The sequence below is a fragment of the Halalkalibacter alkalisediminis genome, from assembly GCF_028610705.1.
Classification (GTDB): Bacteria; Bacillota; Bacilli; order Bacillales; family Bacillaceae_D; genus Halalkalibacter; species Halalkalibacter alkalisediminis.
This window is the reverse complement of the sequence record NZ_JAQQWT010000003.1, coordinates 152160-171938: the sequence shown is the minus strand read 5'-3', so window position 1 is coordinate 171938 and position 19779 is coordinate 152160. Positions and strand designations below refer to the sequence as shown.

Genomic DNA, 19779 nt, shown 5'->3' with positions numbered 1-19779 from the left:
AAGTGGAAGATAAAAAATGTATGAGGGGGAAGTAAACATGAAAAAGTTTTACGCATTGTTTGTTGCAGCATTACTTGTGTTTCTAACGGCTTGTGGTGGGGAAGAAACGACAAGTCCAAATTCTGATGGGACAGAAGGTTCAGAAGCTGAAGCTGGTGACATGGAGCTAGAAGATTTATTTGTAACGGTTGCAACTGGAGGAACCTCGGGTGTGTACTATCCAATTGGTGGAGCAGTAGCCAATATTATTGAAAAAGAACTAGGGATTGATTCTTCGGTGCAAGCGACTGGTGCATCTGTTGAAAATATCAACCTTATTAATACAGGCAGAGCAGAACTTGCGATTACGATGGCAGATGCTGTTTTACAAGCTTATGAAGGAAGCGGTGCATTTGAAGGTGAGCAGCCGATCGATACATTAAGAGGATTAACGTCTTTATATCCTAATTTTGTTCAAGTTGTGACAACTGAAAATTCCGGTATTGAAAGTATTACTGATTTAGCTGGTAAAAGCGTTGGTGTCGGAGCTGCAAACTCTGGAGTGGAGTTAAATGCACGTATGGTGCTAGAAGCTCATGGAATGACTTATGATGATATTGATGTTGACTATTTATCTTATAGCGAAGCCATTGACCAGATCAAAAACGGAATGATTGATGCAGCATTTGTGACAAGTGGTGTACCTAATGCAACAGTCATTGACCTAGACACAACACATACAGCTAAAATCCTACCAATAGAAGGGGAAGCAATGGAATACTTAATTGAAAATTATCCGTTCTTCTCAAGTGAATGGATACCAGCAGGTTCTTATGGAAATGAAGAAGATATTCCAACAGCTGCAATCACTAATTTATTGCTCCTTTCTAAAGAGGTTTCTGAAGACGCAGGTTATGAAATTACGAAGACATTGTTTGAAAACCTTGAACACATTCAGGGATCTCACAATGCCGCAAAAGATATTGCGTTAGAGACAGTGGGCGTTGGAATGCCTGTTCCATTCCATCCTGGAGCAGAACGTTACTTTAAAGAGGTTGGGGCATTAGATTAATTAATTCAAAAAAACTGACTCATGATCCATGTTCTCTTTTTGTTTGAGAGGGTTGAATGAGTCAGTCACTATTTTTATTAAAGGGGTTTTGGAGATGAAAGTTTGGTTCGTATTCACTCTTTTCTTATGCACAGCTTGTACGAATTCAGACTACCTGACCCTTGTTGTTCAGAGTCAAGAAGATAAAACCGTTTATAACGAAGTGACTCATTTAAAAGCTGGTGATACATTTACCATTAAGTGGATTCATTCAGTCGAAAAAACACCATGGCGTGAGACCTATCAACTTACTGATGAAGGAGAGCTTTTATTAATAGAAACGGTCTTTCAATCATTTGGTGCAGGTGTTCCTCATCAAAAGGGAACGATGACCGTAGAAGATGGTGAAGTGGTCGTTCGAGATATTAATGAACAATTATCTGTGTTTCGATGGATACATTCTCAAAACGTTCATTTTGAACTTGAGATGAATAATACAATCGTCTTTGATGCGGAAGACCTGCCCCACCATGAACGAATGGAAATATTTATAGAGAAGAGGTGACTGTCATGGAAAAGCGTTCAACCTTAGATGAACCTCAAATGACAAAAGAACAACAAGAAGTGTTAGAAAAATACGATGCTGAATCACGTTTTCGAACTTTTTCAAATAAGACGGTTGCAATCATTGTCTCTCTTATTGCAATTGGCTTATCTCTTTACCATATGTACACGTCTTATTTTGGAACGCCGGCAACCTTGCAGCATCGATCATTGCATGTTGCAGCGATTTTAGCGTTAATATTCTTATTATATCCACCGTTTAAAAAGGCAAGTCGAACGAAACTCCCATGGTATGATGTCATTTTTGCGCTAATGGCTGTTTCTACATCTGTTTATATATTTGTAGATTACTTGGGGATTGTGAATCGTGGTGGTTTACCGAATCATTTTGACTTGTTTTTTGGAGCGATGTTAGTTCTACTTGTACTAGAGGCTTCTCGTCGTGTGACAGGTTGGGGTTTGCCAACGATGGCTGTTATTTTCTTTTTATATGGATTATATGGCCGTGAATTATCAGGGATTTTCCGCCATCGTGGTTATACATGGGATGAACTGGTGAATTTTATGTATGTGACGACCGAAGGGGTATACGGGACCGCAATTGGAGTCTCAGCTACATATATTTTCTTATTTATCCTATTTGGTGCATTTTTATCAAAGTCTGGAATGGGGCAGTTTTTTAATGATATGGCGCTAGCCATTGCAGGTCAAACGCGAGGTGGCCCGGCTAAAGTTTCTGTTATAGCAAGTGGTTTCTTAGGAAGCATTAACGGGGCTGCCGTTGCCAATGTTGTCACAACTGGTTCTTTTACGATACCTCTTATGAAAAAAATAGGATATAGTCGTAATTTTGCTGGAGCTGTAGAGGCCGCAGCTTCTGTTGGAGGACAGATTTTACCACCAATTATGGGAGCAGCGGCGTTTATCATGGCTGAGACTCTGGGTATACCTTACAGTCAGATTGCTTTGGCAGCGCTACTTCCAGCTTTACTATTTTATTTAGGAATCATCGTTCAAATTCATCTTCGTGCAACGAAGGAAGGCTTAAAAGGAATATCGAGAGAAAATCTTCCGAAAGTGATGGAAGTATTAAAAGAGCGTGGTCATTTGCTAATCCCACTCGTATTCCTTATGTATATGTTGTTCTTTAGTGGCCGTACGATTATTTTTTCTGCTTTACTGACCATCATTATTACTGTTGTTGTAGCGATGTTACGGAAAACAACCAGAATGTCTATGCGCGACATTATAGATGCATTGGTGCAAGGGGCTCGGACATCCGTAGGGGTAGCGATAGCTTGTGCTTGTGTTGGAATTGTTGTCGGTGTAGCTACTATGACTGGATTTGGCTTGAAACTAGCAAACGGAATTGTGACGCTTGGCGGTGAAAGTCTATTCTTAACACTTGTCTTTACCATGATTGCATGTATTGTTCTCGGGATGGGATTACCTAGTATCCCAACGTATATTATCACGGCGACTATGGCAGCACCAGCCCTTATCACTCTAGGGATTGAGCCATTAGTTGCACATTTATTTGTATTCTACTTTGGATTATTTGCAAACATTACACCACCTGTTGCTTTAGCCGCTTTTGCGGCAGCGGGGATATCCGGTGGGGATCAAATGAAAACAGGATTTCTCTCGATGAAGTTAGCGATAGCCGGTTTTATTGTTCCGTATATGTTTGTTTACAACAACTCACTTCTTTTAATCGATACAACCTTTATGGAAGGGGTTCTTGTTGTTATCACAGCTGTAACAGGAGTAATCATGTTAGGGACAGCGGCAGAAGGCTATCTTTTAGCTAGCATGAATTGGGTATTACGTTTACTGTTATTTGGAGGATCATTGTTATTTATGAATCCGAGTTTAACCCAGGATATTGCAGGGTTTGTGATTATTGTAGTAGTTGTATTAATCCAATGGAACAAAGGAAAGAAAATGAGAGCTATACAATCTAGTTCAATAGAGATGTAATGGAGGATAAAAAATGGAATTAGGATTAAAGGATAAATCAGTTATTGTATTAGCATCCAGTAAAGGGTTAGGTAAAGCAAGCGCTCTAGAATTTTCAAAAGAGGGTGCGAACGTGATGATTGCTAGCCGAAATCTAGAAGAGCTTCTCGTTGCCGCAAGTGAGATTGAAAAAGAAACAGGAAAAAAGCCCAATATTCGCGTATGTGATGTGACAAAACCAGAAGATATTAAAAGTCTAGTGAAGGAAACAGTTGAATTGCATGGTTCTGTTGATGTACTTGTGAATAATGCAGGAGGACCCCCTGCTGGTGGGTTTGATATTTTTGAAGATGAAATGTGGCAATATGCATTTGAGCTCAACCTGCTTAGTTTTGTTCGTGCGATCAGGGAAGTGCTTCCATATATGCGCAAACAAGGGGGAGGACGTATTGTCAACATTGCGTCCTCATCTATAAAAGAACCTGTAGATGGATTGATTCTATCTAATACATTCCGAACAGGAATAGTGGGACTATCCAAATCGCTTGCTAAAGAACTTGGCTCCGATCAGATTTTGATTAATACGGTAGGACCAGGAAGAATTGGAACAGAACGCGTAGCAGAACTTGATCAAATTCGAGCAGAGAAGTTGAATCTAAGCTATGAAGAAGGAAAGAAACAAATGGAGCAAGCCATTCCAATTGGCCGCTATGGCACTCCAACAGAGTTTGCTAAGATGATCGTTTTTCTTGGATCATTCGCCAATACGTATGTAACAGGTCAGGCGCTTGTAGTAGATGGTGGAGCAACTAAGTCATTATAGTTAAGATTGGTATTTACCTTTTTGATTCTTAATCTAAACAATTAGTAATGCTGCTTCGTGAGTCTGGGCTTACTCTGTGTGTTCTTTTTTTTAGTAAGCGAGCGGCGCAATTGCAATTTAAATGGAATCCAAAAAAGTAGAGGTAGACTCAGTCCGAGTTTACCTCTTTTTGAATGTTCAAAAATGAAAATGGAGATAATTAGTGCATAAAAGGTTGGTGGTATTATGACTGTGATGGAAATCATCATACGTGCTACGGTTGGCTTTGTTGTTCTTTACATATTGTGTCGGTTGCTCAATAAAAAACTCATAGCACAGATGAATTTTTTTGATTTTGTAGCTGGAATTACAATAGGTTCCATTGTTGCAAGTTCGATGATTACGAAAGATGTTCCAGTATGGATCGGCATGATCGGATTGATTTTATTTTGCTTTTATACTTTTTTGACTAGTGTCATTGCAATTAAAAGTTTAAGAGGTCGCAAAGTTTTAGAAGACGAGGAAACGTATTTAATTCAAGATGGACAAGTTCTTGAGGAAGGTCTTAAGAAAGTAAGGCTTACGATAGACGGTTTGCTTACCAGTCTTCGGAAGAAAGTTTTTTTTATGTGGATCAAGTAGAAACGGCGATTATGGAGACGGATGGTTCTATTTCTGTCCTTGCTAAACCACCCTATTTACCAGCAATGCAAAAGGATGTCCTTAATGTCCAAGCTACTCGTGGTTTAGCCCAAGGGTTTATTATTGATGGAAAGATTCTTCACCAAAGTTTGAAAATCTTAGGAAAAGATGAAAATTGGGTGAGAGAGATCTTAGTTCATCATAAAATTAAGAGGCTTGAAGATGTCTTCTATGCTCAAATAGACGAGCAAGGAATCATTTACATTGATATTCGAAATGATATAGTACCAAATCAATTTGAATAGAGAAAGTAGCCCCTTCATTCTGAAAATATGAAGGGGCTGCTATTTTTAGTGTATATAAGTTAATCTTTAATAGCCTTTTTTATAATCAACAACGTTTATACTAAGTGGCTCTTTTGCTATATACTTTTTTAAATTTGGAATGAAAATATCTTCAATCACTCGCTTATCATAATGTTCCGTTGAACCGGATGTATGAGGAGTAACAATGACATTTTCCATTGTCCATAATGGATTTTCTTCAGGTAGTGGTTCAGTCGTGAACACATCTAACCCAGCTCCGGCGATTTGTTGCTCAAGAAGTGCGTGAATAAGGTCTTGTTCAACAACGAGTTCTCCTCGTCCAATGTTGATAAAGTAAGCAGTAGACTTCATTAAAGAAAATTGTTCAGCACCGAATAGATGTTGTGTTTCTGAAGTAAGAGGCAAAGTGACAACGACGTAATCACATTTCGGCAATAAGCTATTTAACTGATCTGTTGTAAACATTTCATCGACCTGTTCTACTGGTGCTCCAGAGTGACGAATCCCCAAAACATGCATGCCAAATGCTTTAGCTATTTTTGCTGTCTCTTTTCCGATCGATCCAACTCCAATAATACCAATTGTCTTTCCATGTATTTCAAGTTTCATATTAGCGTGATGCCACGTTTTCGTTTGCTGATTTTTTACGTATGTATGAATCTTTCTTGTTAAGCCTAACATCAGAGCAAAGATTGTCTCTGAGATTGGATTGGCATGGACGCCATTGGCACTTGTTAATTGAATGTCACGAGAATGTAATTCGTTTAAAGGAAGATTATTAACGCCAGCAGACCATGTTTGCAGCCATTTTAAGGACGATTCCTTTTGTAGAACTAGATCACTCACTTCCTTTTTCCAGCCAACAATGATTTCAGCCTCGTTTAAATGCTTTTCCCATTTTGATGGATCTCGCCCGACGATGATCTGCCAATCCGGAACAATCTGTTGTACTTGAGTAATAAGGTTCTCGCTAATATTTTGTGTAATAATCACTTTCTTATTGTCCATTGTTTTTCTCCCTTTTTACTTATTAAATAAATTTTTTCATACTTCTTTGACTTTTTCAATAACTTTCAGCCTTGCTAGTGATTTAATACCCAATAACGTGATCTCCGTCTTAAGACGGAGAAAGTTTACACCTATTTCTGTACTAACAACAGATGGTGTGAAAAAGGTTCGTGGTTTTGCTAATGTTAGAGAACAATCAAGCCAACATTCATTAGGGGTCTGGAAAAATGGAAGTGAAGACTTTATCCTTGTTCAAATAGCTCGTGTTCCAACTGTTACACAAGTGGAGATGGCAAAAGCGATCCGGGCAGAGGTAGGGAAAATTAGAGATGAGGGTCTCGTTAGTGGGTTTGAGTTAGGAGAGGTGGTTGCTCAAGCTGATCATGTCAGTGATTCCATTGAAGGTGTGTCTCAAAATGTTTTAATTGGTGGATTACTAGCCATTGTCATGCTTTTGTTATTTTTAAGAAATATAAGAGCGATGATGATTATCGGCTTGTCGATTCCTCTATCAATTTTATTAACATTCTCGGCCATGTGGTTTTTCGACTATAGCTTTAACATGTTAAGCCTAATTGGACTCGGCTTGGGGATTGGAATGATGGTGGATGCTTCTATAGTCATTTTGGAATCCATTTTCAGAAAGAAGGAGCAAGGAGTAGCGAATACGGAAGCGGTTATTCAAGGAACAAGAGAAGTAGCGACTGCTGTAATAGCCTCAATGTCAACGACGGTTGTTGTGTCTAGAGGAGTAGGTAGAATGAAAAGGAAATATAATCGAAAACAGCAATCAGACTCTTTGCAATCAGATTCTGTGGAAAACACACTCTAACGATGAAAACCTGAGTCTACTGCTATTGGCAGTGGACTCAGGTTTTTTCTATCAGACAAAATGTCGTCTTTTAATGCATATTTGGATCAACGTAACGGCCATAGTCAGGGATTGCAATCTTATCAAAGTCTCGAACAAGTTTGTTAAGACTTTCTGTTAATTCCTCCCCTTGCATAGGAGGACCATGACCAGTTATGGCTAATGTGGGCTCTAGGTTATCTAGGATTTTTACCGATTCCCACGCAGCCTCCCAATCTGTTGTTAAGTATCGAGGTGGACCGTTTATTTCTTTTTGCTGTGTCAGCACTTTATATAGAGAATCTTGTTTAACCGTAACAAAGGCATCACCTGCAATAAGTGCGTGATCTTCTATCCGAATAAAAGAGACATGTCCTGGGGTGTGACCGGGTGTATGAATCCATCTCCAACCTGGTAATTCCGGAATTCGGTGATCTTTTGGAAGCTCTTTTAATCTACTTCCTAATTGAGTCGGTTCATTTGGAAAGAGTGGGGACATTTTTGCGATTAAGCCGCCTTCAACCGTTGAATCAGGTTCGGGATAACTTTTTTCGCCTGTTAAATAGGGAAATTCAGCTGAATGAGCATAAATAGGAACATCCCATTGGTTAGATAATTCAATAACGGCACCAACATGATCAAAATGTCCATGCGTTAACAAGATGGCACGTGGAGGATGAACTGCCCCAAAATTTTCTTGCAAAGCATCTAAAATTTTATCTGCTGACTTAGGCATACCTGCATCAACAAGCACCCACCCCTTGTCATGGCTTGGGTTTCCTACAAAACAAATGTTCACAACTTGAATAGGGAAGCAATAGAGATCTGGTGCAACAGTTTGCAACACACCATCTTTAATGGTCGTAATTGGAATAAATTTATTGTCTTTGCTATAGCTCATTTCTTGATCCACAACTAGACCTCCTTTAATATGTAACGTACGAATATTAGTTTTCGATTAAATTACTAATTTATGTGGAGTAAGGTTTTCGTTTTTTTGGGAATATAAAAAGGATGAAAAAAGAAAGGAGAATAAGTCGTGGATTTAAATATATTATGGGAATCGGCTGTAATGGTCATATCTGGATTTATGCTCCTGAGACTCTCTGGTCGAAAATCAATTGCGCAGATGACCATTCCGACAACCGTTGTGGTGATCTCGATCGGAAATATTATTGTCCAACCGATTATCGAAGATAGTAAATTAAATACCGTTATGGCCATTGCCGTTTTTATGGTGGTTTTAATCTTTGTAGAGTATATACAAGTGAAATTTAACTCCGTTGAGAAGTTTATAACCGGTACGTCTGCTGTAGTGATTCAAGACGGAGAAATTGTTGTTGAGAATCTAAAGAAATACCGGTTGACCGTTGATAAATTAGAAGCTGAACTAAGGCAATATGGTGTTACTGATTATAATGATGTGAAAGTTGCTTTACTTGAACCGAATGGGAGGATAGGAATTGAACTGACCGATGATGCAAAACCGCTAACTGTAGGTGAGTTCAAGCAAATGCTAGGGATACAAAACAAGAAGGAAGACGTGCATTATGGAGAACTTTTTGCTGAAGTAATGGATAAGAAACATACGAATGTACCTCCTACAAAACTTGATTAAAATGGTAAGATAAAGAAAATGAAAGTAGGTGCTAAGTTTGTTTAATCGAATCCATCATGCAGCTATTATTTGCTCGGATTATCAGAAGTCAAAGGAATTCTATGTAGATATTTTAGGATTGAAAATCATTAGTGAAACTTACCGATCTGAAAGAAAGTCTTATAAGTTAGATTTATTGGTCGGAGAAAAAGATCAGATCGAACTTTTTTCGTTTCCAGGTGCACCTGAGAGATTAAGTTATCCAGAAGGAAGAGGGTTAAGACATTTAGCATTTGAAGTTAGTAATATTGAAGCTACAAAAATAAAATTGGAACAACGAGGCATTAAGGTTGAGAGGGTGCGAATAGATGAGCAAACGGGGAAAAAGTTCACTTTTTTTCAAGATCCGGATGAACTTCCTTTAGAGCTTTATGAACTATAAGAAAAGATTACCAAAAGAAATCTTACATAAGTTTCTTGAAATCTCACACAATAGTTATTGAATACGAACAAAGCGAGGTGAACAGAAATGGCAAGCAACAACAGTAATGAACTTTTAGTTCCTGGAGTACAGCAAGCACTAGACCAAATGAAGTACGAAATCGCTTCTGAATTCGGCGTTCAACTTGGTGCAGATGCAACAGCACGTGCAAACGGATCTGTTGGCGGCGAAATCACCAAGCGTCTAGTTCAACAAGCTGAATCTCAGCTTGGAGGTTCTCAGTTTTAATTGTTAACATCTCTAGTCCATAATGATTGGCTTGACCTCCGTTGTTCACACAACGGGGGTTTTTTAGAGTCGAAATTTGAAGAGGCTTCTTTATGGGATAAAGAGTTAGAGGAGATGATGCATAAAAGCCTTATTTAAAGCATGAAGGGTAGATTTAACGAATAAAGTCACAATCCATTTTTTCTGAAGTGTAAATGAAGAGAACAGAGGGCTTTAGATTATCAAAATGACTATCATACAGCTGATTTTATCTCAGAAGTTATAGCTTCCTGAATTTTTTGTGGGTGGATGTTTAATGCGATTCTTTTTAGTGAATAGTCATAGAGAAGGATAAAGAAATGAGGAGAGTGTTAGCTAATGGCAGATATTTTATTTACTGCTCAAGCAAAAGCGGTTGGTGGAAGAAATGGTCATGTAACATCTGAAAATGGCGTATTAAATCATAAGTTGGTAATGCCAAAGGGTGATGTACAGGCTTTTGAGGGAACAAATCCAGAGCAACTTTTTGCTGCAGGCTATGCAGCTTGTTTTGACGGGGCCTTGAACTTAGTAGCAACTAAAGAAAAAAAGGAAATTAATTCAGAGATTAATGCTGAAGTGAGTTTAATGAAGGACCCAGAAGACAATGGCTTTAAGATAGGAGTTGTTCTTCATGTAACGGTCAAAGGAGCCGCTCAATCTGAGGCAGAAGAACTTGTACAAAAAGCACATCAAGTGTGCCCATATTCAAAAGCAACCAGAGGAAATATCGACGTTCAATTACAAACTACAGGCGAATAAACAAGGTAAATCCACATCTAGTGAGATGTGGATTTGTCTTGTTGTAACAACTCTTTCAACAGTGATTGGTTTTGTGTTAAATCAGCTAACGTGTATTGGTCAAGCACTTCTAAGTAGGCCTTTAAGGCTTGATGCAAGACGCCTTTTAACTTACATGCAGGTGAAATCGCACAAGTGTTTTGTTCGGTATTAAAACATTCAACAATATTTAAGTCATCCTCTGTTTGTCGAACAACAGAGCCAATATTAATCTCGTTTGGCTCGAGAGCTAGACGAATTCCCCCGTTACGACCACGTGTTGTGTCGATAAGACCTAGCTTTCCTAATTGAAAAATAACCTTCATTAGATGATTTTTAGAAATACCATAGGCACTAGCTATCTCTTTAATATTTGTTTTTTCATTCTCCTCAAGCGTTGTTAGGTAAATAAGAACACGAAGAGAATAGTCTGTATAAATCGTTAATTTCATTGTTATAGCCTCACATTATCTAGTAAATAAATATAATTTTATCATAATCTTATCGTAAAGTATGTCTTTATGAAGTGTGATCTAATCACTTCGATCACTTTCTATATAAGAAGCTTCACTTAAAAAAAATGTGAGAAAGATCTCACATTAGTGGCAATATCGTTAGTTAAAATCATGAATCAATTGTGACCAATTTATTAAAGGTGTATTTTATATATTGCTTTAAAATGAAATCAAGTCTACACTTAAAGCAGTATTTAAAATACATCTTTAAAGGTAGGGGAAAAGATTATGTTATCAGAAAAAACAATTGGAATTGTAAAATCAACCGCACCAGTACTTGAAGTAAAAGGAAAAGAGATTACAACTCATTTTTATAAAACGATGTTTGAGGCACATCCGGAATTGCTGCATATTTTTAATCATGCCAATCAGCAAAAGGGAAGACAGCAAACAGCTCTTGCTAACACGGTTACAGCTGCTGCTAAATATATTGATCAGTTAGAGGTTCTTCTGCCTGTCGTCAAACAAATTGCTCATAAGCATCGGAGCTTAGCGATAAAAGCCGAGCATTACCCAATTGTAGGAGAATTTTTATTGAAAGCGATTAAAGAAGTATTAGGCGATGCTGCCACGGAAGAAATCTTACAAGCATGGGCGGAAGCATACGGAGCTATTGCTGATATTTTTATTCAAGTTGAAAAAGAAATGTATGAGGAAGCAGAACAACAAAAAAATGGTTGGAAAGACTTTAAGCCGTTTCGTATTGTCGATAAGGTAAAAGAAAGTCAATCAATCACGTCATTTTATTTAGCGCCAGCTGACGGTCAAGGGGTACCAAGCTTTAGTCCAGGACAATATGTATCTTTACGAATCAATATCGATGGAGAAACTTATCTTCAAAATAGGCAGTATAGTCTTTCAGATTCTCCTAATGAAAAGATGTATAGAATTTCCGTTAAGCGTGAGGATGAAGGAACACCTGCTGGTAAAGTCTCAAATTATTTACATGAGTGTGAAATCGGTTATGAAGTAGAAGTAAGTGCACCTGCAGGAGATTTTGTTTTAGACTTTAAAAATCGTAAGCCAGCTTATTTAATTAGTGGAGGAGTAGGGGTAACACCGTTGCTCAGCATGTTAAAAACGATTGTCGCTAATGACCCTGAGCAAGAAGTGACTTTCATCCATGCTGCTAAAAATAGCAATGTACATGCATTTGGTGAAGAAGTGAAGGATAGCGTTGCGTTGTCTAATCATGCTAGAAATTATCTTCTATATTCTGAACCAACAAGTGAAGATAAGCGTGAAAGAAAATACGATCAAGAAGGTTATATAGACCAAGCCTTCTTAGAATCAGTGGTAAAGGAGAATGACGGACAGTTTTATGTGTGTGGCCCTGTTCCTTTTATTAAAGCAGTCGTCAGTGAACTCAAGCAATTAGAGGTGAAAACAGAAAACATTCATTACGAGTTTTTTGGTCCAGCTATTAACATAGAGGAACCCACACCGGTTCAATAAAAAAGAATCCTCGGGGCGATTAGCTTCGAGGATTTAGAACGTTTTCTAACCACTTATTTGTTTTGTGAAAAAGTTCATTCTCCCAAGATGTGTTCGTAAAAGTATGGTCAGCTCCTGATATATAAGAAACGTCAATCAATTGTTCGTTTCTTTTTTCATTTATTACTTTTCTATAGGTAGCGACATTTTCTTTAGGGACTTCTTGATCCTGATCACCATGAATAATAAAGATTGAGCCTTCATAGGAAGTGATTGCTTCTAGTGGATCGTGATTATTTAAGTCTCTGAAAAAATCATGACTAAGTAAAAAGCCTTTATAGTCAAAGGTACCTTTTTTTTCAGCCGTTAATATAGCTTCATCCCCTGTAATGAAACGAATGTCTAAATAAGGCCTAGCTACCGGTGACCAGAGCACAATGTTTTGAATAGACGGAAAGCTACTAGCCGATAAAGCGGTAATTGCGCCTCCTAAACTGTGACCAATTAGAATGATTTGTTCTGGATTGACTCTATTTAAGGTAGAAACATAGTGAATGGCGGCTCTTAATTCTTCCAGCTGCTTTGTGACTGTTACTTCTTGATAATCGCCATCACTTTCACCACAACCTCGAAAATCAAATCGAAAACAAATAAAGCCTTTTTGCACAAAGAAATTTGCTGCTTTGACAAATAGTCTATGGTCTCCCACTTTGCTTCCAACAAATCCATGTACAAATATAATAGTAGGAAAGCTAGACTGCTGTTGATCAATGGGGTAATGGATGGCGGCTGATAATTGATTTGAATGAAACCGAATTGCAGTAGAAGTCATTTTTCGTATTCCTCCGGGTAAGATCTCTTATTAAGAAGTATAAAGGAAAAGAGTCCAACAAACAATTAAAACAAACTAAATAGAGTGTAATAGTCAGGATTAAAATAGCAAAGGCAACACCACGCAAGAGTGAGTAATGTTTCACGATTTACTTAGTTAATTGTAGCGAATGTCGCCATGAATTCCATAAGTAAATTCCTGTATGTGGCTTCTAATCGTTTTTCACTGTAGATCATTTCGGTTTGGGCGAGAAAATAATTCTTATTTTTACATAGATTAAGAAATAGGTTTCAAATACATTTCGAAGATTAAACATCTTTTATTCTTTCTTTTCTTGTAGGACGAGTGAGCTAAAAGATAAGTAGGTTTAAATGAGTTTAGCTAAGATTGCTATCTTGTAAATACTTTTTTGGCTTTCTGTTTCCAACTAGTCGGAAGGGCAATGATAAACAGAATAATAGGAATGGTTATTTCAAAGATAGATTCAGTATTTCCTTTTTGGGGTGATTTTCTTCCGTTCTATCATACGTGTTGATAAATTTCTAGATAGTTAAAATTCAACTAATTTATCTTTATTGATGTATAAAAAAACATCAACTGGAGAAAATGGGGGGTAGCCAACTTGGGTGGATTTTCCTGCTTTGGAAGAATCGGATCACCTAAGGAAGACTATGAAAATGAGATGGAGGTCGGATGGAGATGAGGAAAATTCTATCCAGTTTATTAAGCGTATGCCTTGTTTTAAGTTTGTTTGCACCAATGGCTAGCGCCGAAGAGCCACAAGCGAAGTTAGCAGAAAAGGCATCTTCAGCGATAGTAATTGAACGAGATACTGGTGAAGTGATTTTTGATAAAAATAGTCATGAAAAGCTTCCACCAGCAAGTATGACCAAGATCATGACGATGCTTTTAATTATGGAAGCGATTGATAAAGGGGCACTTGCTTATGACGATAAGGTCAGGACAAGTGAATACGCAGCTTCGATGGGGGGATCACAGGTTTTCTTAGAGCCGGGTGAAGAAATGAGTGTAAAAGATATGCTAAAGGCAATTGCCGTAGCATCAGCCAATGATGCGTCTGTAGCGATGGCAGAGCATATTGCTGGAACCGAAGATGAATTTGTTGCAATGATGAATACCAAAGTTAAAGAACTAGGGTTAGAAAATACAAATTTCATGAATACAAATGGTCTTCCAGCTGAAAATCATTACACTACTGCTTATGATTTAGCGGTTATCTCAAAAGAACTTTTAAAGTATGAAGATATAACGAAATTCACAGGAATTTATGAGGATTATTTAAGAGAAGATACAGATGAGAAATTTTGGCTTGTCAATACGAATAAACTAGTAAAATTTTATCCAGGAGTAGATGGATTAAAGACAGGGTTCACGAGAGAAGCAATGTATTGTTTAACGGCAACCGCCGAAAAGAACGGAATGCGTGTCATAACAGTTATTATGGGAGCACCGTCTCCTAAAGAGAGAAACGCTCAAATTACTTCTATGCTTGATTATGCATTTAGTCAATATCAAACACACAAGCTTTATGATCGAGATCATATTTTAGCTGATGTAGAAGTAAATAAAGGTGATAAAAATACGATTCCTGTAGTCACGTCTGAATCTGTATCGATCTTAACGAAAAAAGGAGTCAAAGTGGATGATGTTGTTGAACGCTTAGAAATTGAAGCCAATCTACATGCACCTATCAAACAAGGTGAAATTATTGGGACTCTTTTCATTGAACGAGAAGGTGAAATATTAAGCGAAACACCACTCATAGCTGGAGATGATGTTTACGAAGCTTCATGGTGGAAGTTATTTAAGCGTGTCATTGCGAAATTTGGAGCGGCTTAACGCTTCTTTTGACAATTTCCTTCGAATCAAGACTAGTTTTGTCATCTAGCAGGAAGCACGAAGGAAAAAGGCGAAATTCTCTCTAGCAAAGAAAGTGTAGATGAAGATCATCTATAAGCTAACTCATGAATGTGAGCTAACTAGAGGGAGTGATGAAAATGAGTTTACAAATCGATTTAGAAAAAAGAGGTAGTGTCTTGCTCGTTCGATTAGAGGGAGAGCTTGACCACCATACAGCAGAGAAATTAAGAGCACAGGTTGAGCAGAAGCTAGCTGACGGTCAGGTAAAGCATATTGTCTTAAACTTAGAACTACTTTCATTTATGGATAGTTCTGGTCTAGGTGTCATTCTTGGCAGGTATAAACAAGTCAAAGCAAACGGAGGAGAAATGGTCGTTTGTGCCATTTCATCATCAGTCAAACGTTTGTTTGAAATGTCAGGTTTGTTTAAAATTATCCGTTTAGAAGACAGTGAACAATTTGCTTTACAAACTTTGGGGGTGGCTTAAACGATGCAAAATGTGATGGATTTGAAGTTTTCCGCTCAGAGCCAAAACGAGTCGTTTGCACGAGTGACTGTGGGTGCTTTTATTGCTCAACTTGACCCAACTATGGATGAAATGACAGAAATTAAGACCGTGGTGTCAGAAGCAGTAACCAATGCGATTATTCATGGTTATCAAAATCAAGCAGATGGGATGGTTTATATTCATTGTACGTTGGAAAACGGCACAATAGAACTTACGATTCGAGATGAAGGTATGGGCATACAAGATATTGAGGAAGCGCGTCAACCATTGTTTACAACAAAACCAGAACTCGAACGCTCGGGTATGGGATTTACAATTATGGAAAATTTCATGGATGAGCTTCAAGTTGTATCTGAACCGATGATTGGCACAACTGTCTATTTAAAAAAAACACTCACAAATAGCAAAGCTATGTGTAATTAAGGAGTTTTGCCTATGGATGTCGAGGTAAAACAACAAAAGAAGAAGCAGGCACATTTTTCCGATTCGGAAGTAAAGAAGCTTATAGCTAAGAGCCAAGAAGGCGATCAAGAGGCGAGAGACTTAATTGTAAATCGCAATACTAGACTTGTCTGGTCGGTCGTTCAGCGCTTTATGAATCGAGGCTACGAAGCTGATGATTTATTCCAAATCGGTTGTATCGGGCTTATTAAATCGGTTGATAAGTTCGATTTGTCCTATGATGTTAAATTTTCGACGTATGCTGTACCTATGATTATTGGTGAAATTCAACGTTTCCTGCGAGATGACGGAACGGTGAAAGTGAGTCGCTCAATTAAAGAATTGGGGAATAAGATACGCAAAATGAAGGATGAGATGACTAAGTCTCTAGGTCGAACGCCAACTGTAAACGAAATAGCGGAACAATTGGAAATTACGCCAGAGGAAGTTGTTTTTGCAGGAGAGGCTAGTCGATCTCTTTCATCGATTCATGAGACGGTCTACGAAAACGACGGTGACCCTATCACCCTCTTAGATCAGATTGCCGATCAAACAGAAACAAAATGGTTTGATAAAATTGCTTTGAAAGAAGCAATTAGAGATCTTGACGAGAGGGAACGATTAATTGTGTATCTTCGTTATTACAAAGATCAAACCCAATCAGAGGTTGCAGCCAGGCTTGGAATTTCACAGGTTCAGGTCTCAAGACTTGAGAAGAAAATTCTTGAGCAGATGAAGTTAGAAATGGGAGATGTTTAACATTTAGTATCAAGAAACCCACTTTTCAATTGAAGAGTGGGTTTCTTGATCTGTATTCAAAATCTTATCAAACTGATGAAGGGTTATTGGTTAGAAAAGCTGCTAGTCGCTTTAAGCAGTGTTCGTATTGCTCCGAGGTGTAACCCTTCATGAAAAGTGATGAAACTTATTATTTCCGTTAGATTGTCAAAGGTGTGCCCTTTAAGCTCGAATGGCTGCTTTAAAGGAGAGTGTGCATCATTTTCAAACAACTTTTGGATAGATTCAACTTGCTTCGCTGACATTACGAGAATGTCTTCAATGGAAGGGGGATCTTCTTTCCAGTCTTTTGGGCTCGTTCCCATGAAGAAAAAATCTTTATAGGCTGGAGGCAGAACAGGAACATATCGTTCTGAGTGCTTCAAGAGACTTTCGGAAATTGCTAATATATGGCCAGCATTCCACCGAATTGAATTATTGAAGTCTTCTGGAACGAGGTCAAGTTGCTCAGGACTTGCAGATTGAATACTAGAAATATTAGCAAACCGTGCAAACGAAAAAGCTTTAATGGCCATTATTTCTTCCTCCCTTATGGTAGATTACAAATAGTGTAAAAGATTTTTAATTAAATTGACAGTGTTTTACATTGAATATGAAAAGTATGTAAGATGTCAATCTAATAAGAATAAGACAAATGCTCGTGTGAAGAACAATTCTTTAATCGTCAATCTATATAATAAATGGAATTAAGTGCCGTTCTATTTTAATATTTTTTTCAATTTTAAAAAGGATGGCAATCTCATGAAAGAGATTTTCCATCCTAACATAATGACCTTCTATAAAAAAAGTTTAGCTAACTTTGGTTGATAATCACCTTGAATGATCCCTTTTTCTGTAATAATTCCTGTGATTAACTCAGAAGGCGTAACATCAAAGGCGGGATTAAAAACTTTCATATCCGGTGTCGTAATGGCCTGTCCATTTAACGTCCTTACTTCATCTGGATGTCGTTCTTCAATTTCAATCTCTCCACCAGATAAGGTATCAAGGTCAATCGTAGAAAGGGGAGCAGCTACATAAAATGGAATGCCAAGGGATTTTGCGATTAATGCAAGGCCATAAGTTCCAATTTTATTAGCTGTATCACCATTAGCGGCAATGCGGTCAGCTCCGACAATAACGGCTGTCACACCTTTTGACTTAATCGTATGAGCTACCATATTATCTGTTATTAAAGTCACATCAACCCCTAGTTGTTGCAACTCCCAAGCTGTTAATCTAGCCCCTTGTAAAACAGGACGAGTTTCTGAAGCGTAAGCTTTCAAATTCATGCCTCGTTCTTTTGCGATATAAAATGGGGCCAGTGCAGTACCGTAGCGAGCTGTTGCAATTCCTCCAGCATTACAATGTGTTAAAAGTGTATCTTCATCGTGAAATAAAGTGATTGCATATTCACCGATGGAACGACAGACATCTTCATCTTCCTTTTCAATCAATTGTGCCTCCGCCAAGATGGCTTCTTTAGCTGTCTCTACCGAAGAGACAGGTTCAACAACTGAAAGAATACGTTTCACAGCCCAAAATAAGTTAACAGCTGTAGGGCGAGAACTTTCTAAATAGGCTCCTTGTTTGACGAGCTCCGACTTAAAGTCATTAAAATTAGTCAAAGTTGTTTGCTGGGTCCATAGAGCTAACCCGTAGGCGGCAGCAATCCCTATTGCTGGAGCACCTCTAACCTTTAATTTAAAAATAGCATCCCATACATCCTTAATAGAAGTTAGGGAGAGAAATTCTGTTTTTGCCGGTAGAAGACGCTGATCGAGCAAGGTAATATGAGTGCCACTCCATTGAACGGAGCGAATAGGCGTATTAAGCATGGTCAGACACAACCTTTACAAGTTTCTGAATAGATGTTAGTTCATTTCGTTGTACAATTAATTTTTTACCTAGTGTTAGAGCGTTTTTCTTAACTTGATTTCGTAGGTTTACATCTGTGATCGATTCAACATCTTCGACTCCAGCAAGTCCAATCATTCTACGGATGACTTTACAACCTGCAAATCCAATTGCATCACTAAAGATCGTTTGCAATGTTTGCTCTAAATAACCATCAACATTCATAAACGCGTCTTGTGGATGTTCTTGCCACAGTGTTGTAAATTCTTGTTCAAACACTTGCCAAGTTTCTGTAATCACATCAAGTAAATAACGTTGGAACTCAGCTTTCTTTTGTGGTTGAACTGCTAAGTGAACATCTTGAGCTAAATAATTTAATATCAAGTTAGCGATAAAGGCACCTACATCAAAACCAAAAGGACCATAGTAGGCAAACTCAGGGTCAATAACGATCGTTTCTTCTTCACTTACGAAAATGCTACCTGTATGAAGATCACCATGTACGAGGGTTTCTCCTTTAGTTAGAAAAGCTTGTTTTAATTTAGCAACCTCAAGCTTTAAAGCTGGGTCTGCCCAAATCGTTTCCGTAACAAATAGCTTCAAAGTATCATCAATATTATTCGTATCGTGATCAAAAAATGGGTCTGTAAAAACGAGATCTTCTGTTATTTTGCATAATTCCGGATTAATAAACTGGCTGCTTTGGATCTTTTTATCTTGCTGGTTTAGCCCGAAATCAGAATTGAAGAAGAGGGTATGTGCTAAAAATATTCCGATATCTTTAGCTAGTTTCGGATATTGATTACCGGCAATTAAACCTTTTCTTAAAATGATTAAATGAGATAAATCATCCATGACGGTTACGGCTAGAGTAGAATCACTGTAATAGACTTTTGGTGTTAATTCTGGCACAAGTTGATATGTTCTTTTAAGAGATTCACCTTCAATACGTGAACGATCTAGTGTTAATGGCCAGCTAGTACCAACGACTTTCGCATAAGGAAGTGCTTGCTTGATAATATAGGATTTTTCATTTATTACATTTTGGATACGGAATACTAAATTTAAGTTGCCATCACCAATTTCAACCGCGGAAAGTTGATCATTTTGATTAAACAATTGTAAATTTTTACTTAGTTCTCTTGCTGTATCTGTAGTCAACGGTTCGTAAACCACTTGTTTAATAGCCATGTGTAATCCTCCCAATAGATGTTAGAGTTAGGCTTT

At 37.9% G+C, this 19779-nt stretch carries 21 protein-coding genes and 1 pseudogene; 15 read left to right on the top strand and 7 right to left on the bottom strand.

Annotated features, from left to right (window positions below):
* Positions 1-37 precede the first annotated feature (37 nt).
* The 5 genes and pseudogenes from PQ474_RS05695 to PQ474_RS26560 all read left to right on the top strand — a co-directional run bounded on the left by PQ474_RS05695 (position 38) and on the right by PQ474_RS26560 (position 5302).
* Entirely contained in the window at positions 38-1051 is a 1014-nt protein-coding gene (locus tag PQ474_RS05695) for a TAXI family TRAP transporter solute-binding subunit (protein WP_273841077.1), read from the top strand.
* Positions 1052-1145: 94 nt separating this feature from the next.
* Entirely contained in the window at positions 1146-1595 is a 450-nt protein-coding gene (locus tag PQ474_RS05690) for a DUF1850 domain-containing protein (RefSeq protein WP_273841076.1), read from the top strand.
* Positions 1596-1600: 5 nt separating this feature from the next.
* The gene (locus PQ474_RS05685) at positions 1601-3574 is read left to right on the top strand and encodes a TRAP transporter permease (protein ID WP_273841075.1); all 1974 of its coding nucleotides are present in this window, start codon (positions 1601-1603) and stop codon (positions 3572-3574) included.
* A 13-nt stretch (positions 3575-3587) separates the two neighbouring features.
* Positions 3588-4376, top strand: a complete 789-nt coding sequence (locus PQ474_RS05680; protein WP_273841074.1) for an SDR family oxidoreductase — start codon at positions 3588-3590, stop codon at positions 4374-4376.
* Positions 4377-4601: 225 nt separating this feature from the next.
* Positions 4602-5302: pseudogene (locus PQ474_RS26560) on the top strand (DUF421 domain-containing protein).
* A 66-nt stretch (positions 5303-5368) separates the two neighbouring features.
* Here the strand turns inward: PQ474_RS26560 and PQ474_RS05665 are convergent.
* The gene (locus tag PQ474_RS05665) at positions 5369-6331 is read right to left on the bottom strand and encodes a D-2-hydroxyacid dehydrogenase (RefSeq protein ID WP_273841071.1); all 963 of its coding nucleotides are present in this window, start codon (positions 6329-6331) and stop codon (positions 5369-5371) included.
* A 97-nt stretch (positions 6332-6428) separates the two neighbouring features.
* Between PQ474_RS05665 and PQ474_RS05660 the strand changes: the two genes are divergently transcribed.
* Entirely contained in the window at positions 6429-7163 is a 735-nt protein-coding gene (locus PQ474_RS05660) for an efflux RND transporter permease subunit (RefSeq protein WP_273841070.1), read from the top strand.
* A gap of 70 nt (positions 7164-7233) precedes the next feature.
* Here PQ474_RS05660 and PQ474_RS05655 read toward each other — a convergent pair whose 3' ends face one another.
* Complete coding sequence (locus PQ474_RS05655) at positions 7234-8094, bottom strand: MBL fold metallo-hydrolase (protein WP_273841069.1); 861 nt, start codon at positions 8092-8094, stop codon at positions 7234-7236.
* Positions 8095-8253: 159 nt separating this feature from the next.
* On the opposite strand from PQ474_RS05655, the gene PQ474_RS05650 reads away from it, so the two are divergent.
* From PQ474_RS05650 to PQ474_RS05635, 4 genes are all read left to right on the top strand, one after another.
* Positions 8254-8799, top strand: coding sequence for a DUF421 domain-containing protein (locus PQ474_RS05650; RefSeq protein ID WP_390185950.1), 546 nt, complete (start codon positions 8254-8256; stop codon positions 8797-8799).
* 37 nt (positions 8800-8836) lie between these two features.
* On the top strand, positions 8837-9220 hold the full coding sequence (gene gloA2 / locus PQ474_RS05645; protein ID WP_273841067.1) for an SMU1112c/YaeR family gloxylase I-like metalloprotein: 384 nt from the start codon (positions 8837-8839) through the stop codon (positions 9218-9220).
* An 87-nt stretch (positions 9221-9307) separates the two neighbouring features.
* Positions 9308-9508 (top strand): alpha/beta-type small acid-soluble spore protein, encoded by a 201-nt coding sequence (locus tag PQ474_RS05640; protein ID WP_273841066.1) that lies wholly within the window; start codon positions 9308-9310, stop codon positions 9506-9508.
* A gap of 357 nt (positions 9509-9865) precedes the next feature.
* Entirely contained in the window at positions 9866-10288 is a 423-nt protein-coding gene (locus PQ474_RS05635) for an organic hydroperoxide resistance protein (RefSeq protein ID WP_273841065.1), read from the top strand.
* A 17-nt stretch (positions 10289-10305) separates the two neighbouring features.
* Here the strand turns inward: PQ474_RS05635 and PQ474_RS05630 are convergent, their stop codons facing one another.
* Positions 10306-10758 carry an Rrf2 family transcriptional regulator gene (locus tag PQ474_RS05630; RefSeq protein ID WP_273841064.1) on the bottom strand — a complete coding sequence of 151 codons (453 nt, stop codon included), beginning with the start codon at positions 10756-10758 and terminating at the stop codon, positions 10306-10308.
* 291 nt (positions 10759-11049) lie between these two features.
* Here PQ474_RS05630 and hmpA point away from each other — a divergent pair, with 291 nt between their 5' ends.
* A complete protein-coding gene (hmpA, locus tag PQ474_RS05625) occupies positions 11050-12276 on the top strand; it encodes an NO-inducible flavohemoprotein (RefSeq protein ID WP_273841063.1) in 1227 nt (408 codons plus the stop codon).
* Between the two features lie 19 nt (positions 12277-12295).
* Here the strand turns inward: hmpA and PQ474_RS05620 are convergent, their stop codons facing one another.
* Positions 12296-13087 (bottom strand): alpha/beta hydrolase family protein, encoded by a 792-nt coding sequence (locus PQ474_RS05620; protein ID WP_273841062.1) that lies wholly within the window; start codon positions 13085-13087, stop codon positions 12296-12298.
* 699 nt (positions 13088-13786) lie between these two features.
* On the opposite strand from PQ474_RS05620, the gene PQ474_RS05615 reads away from it, so the two are divergent.
* The 4 genes from PQ474_RS05615 to sigF all read left to right on the top strand — a co-directional run bounded on the left by PQ474_RS05615 (position 13787) and on the right by sigF (position 16677).
* Positions 13787-14947, top strand: a complete 1161-nt coding sequence (locus PQ474_RS05615) for a D-alanyl-D-alanine carboxypeptidase family protein (RefSeq protein WP_273841061.1) — start codon at positions 13787-13789, stop codon at positions 14945-14947.
* A gap of 158 nt (positions 14948-15105) precedes the next feature.
* Complete coding sequence (gene spoIIAA, locus PQ474_RS05610) at positions 15106-15456, top strand: anti-sigma F factor antagonist (RefSeq protein WP_273841060.1); 351 nt, start codon at positions 15106-15108, stop codon at positions 15454-15456.
* Positions 15457-15459: 3 nt separating this feature from the next.
* On the top strand, positions 15460-15900 hold the full coding sequence (gene spoIIAB, locus PQ474_RS05605; RefSeq protein ID WP_273841059.1) for an anti-sigma F factor: 441 nt from the start codon (positions 15460-15462) through the stop codon (positions 15898-15900).
* 12 nt (positions 15901-15912) lie between these two features.
* The gene (gene sigF / locus PQ474_RS05600) at positions 15913-16677 is read left to right on the top strand and encodes an RNA polymerase sporulation sigma factor SigF (RefSeq protein ID WP_273841058.1); all 765 of its coding nucleotides are present in this window, start codon (positions 15913-15915) and stop codon (positions 16675-16677) included.
* A gap of 83 nt (positions 16678-16760) precedes the next feature.
* On the opposite strand, the gene PQ474_RS05595 is transcribed toward sigF, so the two are convergent.
* From PQ474_RS05595 to mtnK, 3 genes are all read right to left on the bottom strand, one after another.
* On the bottom strand, positions 16761-17231 hold the full coding sequence (locus PQ474_RS05595) for a DinB family protein (protein ID WP_273841057.1): 471 nt from the start codon (positions 17229-17231) through the stop codon (positions 16761-16763).
* A 261-nt stretch (positions 17232-17492) separates the two neighbouring features.
* Positions 17493-18533, bottom strand: a complete 1041-nt coding sequence (mtnA, locus tag PQ474_RS05590) for an S-methyl-5-thioribose-1-phosphate isomerase (RefSeq protein WP_273841056.1) — start codon at positions 18531-18533, stop codon at positions 17493-17495.
* Positions 18526-19743, bottom strand: coding sequence for an S-methyl-5-thioribose kinase (gene mtnK / locus PQ474_RS05585; RefSeq protein ID WP_273841055.1), 1218 nt, complete (start codon positions 19741-19743; stop codon positions 18526-18528). Before mtnK ends, mtnA begins: the two co-directional genes overlap by 8 nt.
* Positions 19744-19779 lie beyond the last annotated feature (36 nt).

What these genes read in the sequence shown, in the direction of transcription:
- spoIIAB (WP_273841059.1), top strand. Translation starts at nt 15,460, where the DNA reads ATGCAAAATGTGATGGATTTGAAGTTTTCCGCTCAGAGCCAAAACGAG.
- PQ474_RS05635 (WP_273841065.1), top strand. Translation starts at nt 9,866, where the DNA reads ATGGCAGATATTTTATTTACTGCTCAAGCAAAAGCGGTTGGTGGAAGA.
- PQ474_RS05685 (WP_273841075.1), top strand. Translation starts at nt 1,601, where the DNA reads ATGGAAAAGCGTTCAACCTTAGATGAACCTCAAATGACAAAAGAACAA.
- PQ474_RS05630 (WP_273841064.1), bottom strand. Translation starts at nt 10,758, where the DNA reads ATGAAATTAACGATTTATACAGACTATTCTCTTCGTGTTCTTATTTAC.
- PQ474_RS05650 (WP_390185950.1), top strand. Translation starts at nt 8,254, where the DNA reads ATGGTCATATCTGGATTTATGCTCCTGAGACTCTCTGGTCGAAAATCA.
- sigF (WP_273841058.1), top strand. Translation starts at nt 15,913, where the DNA reads ATGGATGTCGAGGTAAAACAACAAAAGAAGAAGCAGGCACATTTTTCC.
- PQ474_RS05665 (WP_273841071.1), bottom strand. Translation starts at nt 6,331, where the DNA reads ATGGACAATAAGAAAGTGATTATTACACAAAATATTAGCGAGAACCTT.
- mtnK (WP_273841055.1), bottom strand. Translation starts at nt 19,743, where the DNA reads ATGGCTATTAAACAAGTGGTTTACGAACCGTTGACTACAGATACAGCA.
- mtnA (WP_273841056.1), bottom strand. Translation starts at nt 18,533, where the DNA reads ATGCTTAATACGCCTATTCGCTCCGTTCAATGGAGTGGCACTCATATT.
- PQ474_RS05690 (WP_273841076.1), top strand. Translation starts at nt 1,146, where the DNA reads ATGAAAGTTTGGTTCGTATTCACTCTTTTCTTATGCACAGCTTGTACG.
- PQ474_RS05640 (WP_273841066.1), top strand. Translation starts at nt 9,308, where the DNA reads ATGGCAAGCAACAACAGTAATGAACTTTTAGTTCCTGGAGTACAGCAA.
- PQ474_RS05615 (WP_273841061.1), top strand. Translation starts at nt 13,787, where the DNA reads ATGAGGAAAATTCTATCCAGTTTATTAAGCGTATGCCTTGTTTTAAGT.
- PQ474_RS05680 (WP_273841074.1), top strand. Translation starts at nt 3,588, where the DNA reads ATGGAATTAGGATTAAAGGATAAATCAGTTATTGTATTAGCATCCAGT.
- PQ474_RS05695 (WP_273841077.1), top strand. Translation starts at nt 38, where the DNA reads ATGAAAAAGTTTTACGCATTGTTTGTTGCAGCATTACTTGTGTTTCTA.
- spoIIAA (WP_273841060.1), top strand. Translation starts at nt 15,106, where the DNA reads ATGAGTTTACAAATCGATTTAGAAAAAAGAGGTAGTGTCTTGCTCGTT.
- PQ474_RS05620 (WP_273841062.1), bottom strand. Translation starts at nt 13,087, where the DNA reads ATGACTTCTACTGCAATTCGGTTTCATTCAAATCAATTATCAGCCGCC.
- hmpA (WP_273841063.1), top strand. Translation starts at nt 11,050, where the DNA reads ATGTTATCAGAAAAAACAATTGGAATTGTAAAATCAACCGCACCAGTA.
- PQ474_RS05595 (WP_273841057.1), bottom strand. Translation starts at nt 17,231, where the DNA reads ATGGCCATTAAAGCTTTTTCGTTTGCACGGTTTGCTAATATTTCTAGT.